At 55.2% G+C, this 4,242-nt stretch carries 5 protein-coding genes; 3 read left to right on the top strand and 2 right to left on the bottom strand.

Annotated elements, in window-relative coordinates; translation table 11 throughout:
- Positions 1-39 precede the first annotated feature (39 nt).
- Positions 40-1,242, top strand: coding sequence for a transglutaminase domain-containing protein (locus tag PAT3040_RS22815; RefSeq protein WP_087566120.1), 1,203 nt, complete (start codon positions 40-42; stop codon positions 1,240-1,242).
- 15 nt (positions 1,243-1,257) lie between these two features.
- Positions 1,258-1,518: a DUF6953 family protein gene (locus PAT3040_RS22820; RefSeq protein ID WP_108994518.1), complete on the top strand. Its 261-nt coding sequence runs from the start codon at positions 1,258-1,260 to the stop codon at positions 1,516-1,518.
- A gap of 116 nt (positions 1,519-1,634) precedes the next feature.
- Here PAT3040_RS22820 and PAT3040_RS22825 read toward each other — a convergent pair whose 3' ends face one another.
- Together PAT3040_RS22825 and PAT3040_RS22830 are read right to left on the bottom strand one after the other, a co-directional pair.
- Complete coding sequence (locus PAT3040_RS22825) at positions 1,635-2,228, bottom strand: thioredoxin family protein (protein ID WP_087566122.1); 594 nt, start codon at positions 2,226-2,228, stop codon at positions 1,635-1,637.
- A 115-nt stretch (positions 2,229-2,343) separates the two neighbouring features.
- A complete protein-coding gene (locus tag PAT3040_RS22830; RefSeq protein ID WP_108994519.1) occupies positions 2,344-3,495 on the bottom strand; it encodes a conserved virulence factor C family protein in 1,152 nt (383 codons plus the stop codon).
- A 170-nt stretch (positions 3,496-3,665) separates the two neighbouring features.
- On the opposite strand from PAT3040_RS22830, the gene PAT3040_RS22835 reads away from it, so the two are divergent.
- A partial coding sequence (locus PAT3040_RS22835) for an MBL fold metallo-hydrolase (RefSeq protein ID WP_258235113.1) occupies positions 3,666-4,242 on the top strand: 577 nt, incomplete at its 3' end.

The raw sequence follows: 4,242 nt of genomic DNA on the forward strand, positions 1-4,242 counted from the left end.
ATATGATGGAAGGAAGAGAGCAAGAGCAAGGAGGCGGGTATGCGAAACGTAACGTCGAGACTTCTGGTGTTGGCCATTATTATACTGGCGGCTTATAGTCTGGAGCTGAAGCTGGATCTGTTTCCCTCCATATCGGATCCGGACGAGCCGGTCGCGGCCGTAAGCAAGCAACAAGTGAAGTTGAATACGCTGGACGGAACGGTCACGGAGTCGTCCGTCGCCGGGGAAGGACCTTACGACAAGCTGGAGCTGGAGTTGGCCGCGGGATTTCAAGCCCGTTCCGGGCAATTCTCCGTCACCTACACGGGCAATCGGAAGCAACTGTCGGATAATATGACGGACATTATCCGGTCAGCGCTTATGCATGACGATTATTCCGCCTATATTCTGGAGTCCTATCTGTACACGATCAGGAGCTGGGGCAACAAGTCGACGATAGCCATAGAAGCGAAGTTCCGCGAGACGAAGGAGCAGTCGGCCGAGGTCGACGCCCATGTTGAAGCTACGCTGGCGAAGCTGATAACTCCGGGCATGAACGATCACGAGAAGGTCAAGGTGATCCATGACTGGATCGTTACGCATGTGGAATACGATCAGTCGCTCTCTTATTACACCGCATATGAGGCGATTACGCTTGGTACGGCTGTCTGTCAAGGTTATTCGCTTCTGGGGTACAGGATGCTGGAGAAGGCGGGATTGGAAGTGCGGATCGCCGAAGGGACCGTCAATACGGGAGAACATGCCTGGAACATGGTCAAGCTGGATGGGATCTGGTACCACCTCGACTTGACTTGGGACGATCCGGTTGGAGCCGAGCCGGGTTCTCCGATTCGTTACAGCTATTATTTAAAAACGGATGAAGAGCTTCGCCTCGACCATGGGTGGACGCGCGAATATCCGGCGGCTGAAAACGCTTATGCGGACGCCTTGCAGGCGATGGAGAACGGTGGCAACGGCGAGCAAGCCCGTCTAGCGGCGAAGCTTAAGCTTGCTATCGGACTGCACTGGTTGGAAGAGAAAAATACGGTGCGCGGCAAGGACGCGCTTAAGACGACGATCGCCGGCGCCATCCACGACGGAGCAGGCGGCCTGCAATTCCGTTATACGGATGCGGACGGCTTTCCCGAAGCGCTCAAGGAAGCTTTCGAAGATGCCCCGGTGGCTGTCGGCTATCGGGCGAGCTACGAGCCTTACGCCGGCGACGATTCCTTAATTGTCAATATCCAACTGGAATACCCTTGAGAGGCAGGAATAGACATGAGCGATAATCATACGGTGGCGGACGAAATTGCGTTATGGATGTTCAATGAACTGAAAAATGCGGGGATCCTGTATCAAGCGGCGGCCGTTGAGCACATTACGGCTTGTTATGGCGAACAGTATATTTACGTAAACGACAATGGTCATGCTTCCATCGACAAGGAAGTCAAGAAGGCGTTCAAGAAGCTGCATGGCGGCAAAGCGGCTTGGGATCGTGACGCGTTTTTTTGGGGATGGACGTCGGCGATTCGAACTTAACTGACAGGGAACAGCAACAAAACCGTCTGCCAACTCCGGCAGACGGTTTTGTTGCTAAAAACTTCATAGTAGGGAAGGCGCTGCAGTGTATGAGCTCAAAAAATGCAGAATCAGAGTTACTTCGTTTGGGGCACCAGGTCGCAAGCCTCGGCCGGCATCCAGTGCTCGTCCTCTCCGTCCCACTTCACGTTGCAGCCGATTGGATTGGTGAGCGGCACGGCGACAGGGCGACCGGCCAGATGATCGGACAAAGCGTTGTCCAGATCGTTGACGGTCATCTTGTCCGTCTCGCGAGGGTTGTCCACGCCTCTGCCGGAGTATAGCAGCTTCCTATCCTGATCGAATACATAGAAGTGAGGCGTACGAAGTCCTCCGTAAGCTCTTGCGACGTCTTGGCTTTCGTCGTGCAGATAGGTCCAGGGGAAGTTTTTCTCCGACATTCGTTCTACCATATGGGCGAAGGAATCATCCGGCTTGGTCCGGACGCTGTTGGCATTGATGCCGACGAATTCCACTCCATGCTCCATGAACTTCAGTGCGGTAGCCCTCGTAACTTCTTCGGAACCGACAACAAACGGACAATGATTGCAGGTAAAGAATACAACAAGTACTTTAGCATCGGCGAAGTCCTTCAGCGAATATGTCTTGCCATCGGTAGCCGGCAGCTTAAAGTCCGGCGCTTGTTCTCCTAGTTGCAAAGTAAAAGCCATACTATCTCCTCCTCAAATCGCGTTCGAATAAGTAATGCCGCAGAACGAAGCCTCACCTCCTTGCACGGGTATAAACAAATAGCAAACGGAACGATGAACGCGAGAGATCAGGGGATTAACCCTGACCGCCTCGCGCTGCCGTCATTTGCTGCCATACGGAACCGGCAGCCTCTTCGCCGCGCAGGATGCGCTCCAGCGCAATCTGCGCCTGCAGCTGGATCTCGAATTCGGGATCCTTCGCCGCCTCCTTGAGAGCCTCCACGGCCGTCTCGTCGCCTGCTTCGTACAAGAAGCGGGCCGCGCGCCAGCGCACGAGCTTGTTTTTGTCGCCGAGCGCCTTGATCATAGGTCCAATCGCGGCGGGATCTCCGAGATCGGACAAGGTGTCGCCTGCGGTGCGACGAACGGAAGCAGAAGCGTCCTGTAGCGCTTCGAACAGGAGCGGCATCGCCTCCGGCGACTTCAGATCGCCGAGGTAGATGACGGCCAGCCTGCGCACGGACGCATTTTCGTCGCGAATCGCCCGGTCCAGCAGCGGCAGTCCTTCCGGAGCGCTGACATAACGGTCCAGAGCGGCGTATCGGCTTTGCCAGTCCGGAGCTCCGAACGCCACAGTCGCTTCCTCCAGGCTGAGCGGAGCAGGACGGGGAGCGACGGGCGCCGATTCTTGTCCGTCCGTGCCGGCTGTTCGCGCTGCTTCTACCAGAGCGTCCAGCCTGTCATCGGTATAAGACGCGTCCAGCTCGCGCACAATCTCCGCGGCTATCTCTTCGGGCTCGCCGTACCTGACGCCGAATTCCTCCAGCATCCGTTCGCGGATCATGGAGGAGCCCGCCGCCCGGCCTACCGCTTCTCCGAATTTATCGGGAAGCGCCGAACGCGTCTCTCCGTCGTTCATCCGCACTCGTACTTGCATAGGAATGCCTCTGTACATCTGAACCAGCACTTGAGCTTCGCCGTACCCGGAGCCCATGCCTTTGCTTGTATCGGTCCCGTCAGCCGGGATGCCGTCGCCTTGCAGCAGCTCGCGGGCTTCGCCTAATATTCGGGCCCAGTCGGCGCCCGGCTTTCTGTCGAGCGCAATAAAGTCGGCCGTGCGGAACACGCCGCGCACCCCGTCAATCCGCAGCAGTTCGTTATAGGGATGAGGCGCGGCATCCGCCTCCTTGACGGTATATGTTAATCTTCTTCCGCGCGCCAGCGACTCGTCTACATTGAGCTTCATGGAGTTTGGGCTTGGCGTCGGTTCTATCGACAATAGTTTCATAAATGCGTACCTCCTTTCCTCCTACTATACCACGCATGGCATCGATTTTCTAAAAATTGCATGGAATACCGACTTAAATTGGGCTTGTTATGAAGAAAGCTTTATTTGCAAACCATGCCCCGCCCTTGGTATCTTATTGATAAGACAGAAGCAAGGGAGGAGGCAGCAGTGTGCGTATCAGGCGTTTCTCTAATCAGAATAAAGTCGTGCAGCAAAACTCATATAAGCAATTCAACAGGTGGAGACAGGAAAGAATCAGGAAGATAAAGCACAAGGATTATTCGTATCAAGTGCCGAACGTGGAACCCGATATCGAGTTTCTGAAAGGAAATACGGAGCTGCCCACGATTACCTGGGTCGGACATTCCACCTTCCTTATCCAAATCGAAGGTCTTAATATTATGACGGATCCCGTATGGGCTGGGAAAATGGCGTTCCAGAAACGTCTTGCCCCGCCGGGCATCCCCATCGATCAGGTGCCGCCTATCGACGTTATCTTGATCTCGCATTCTCATTACGATCATCTTAATATCGGCTCGATTCGCAGACTGAGCGGGGCCAAACAAATTATTGTTCCTGCCGGACTCAGCTCCAAGCTGCGGTTCAAGGGGTTCTCGCGCGTAAAGGAGCTGCATTGGTGGGAGTCGGCGAGAATCGGCGAAACGACTTTTACGTTCGTTCCGTCCCAGCACTGGACCCGCCGCAACCCATGGGATACGAACAGCTCGCATTGGGGCGGCTGGATTA

This window comes from Paenibacillus agaridevorans, assembly GCF_003112455.1.
Taxonomy (GTDB): Bacteria; Bacillota; Bacilli; order Paenibacillales; family Paenibacillaceae; genus Pristimantibacillus; species Pristimantibacillus agaridevorans.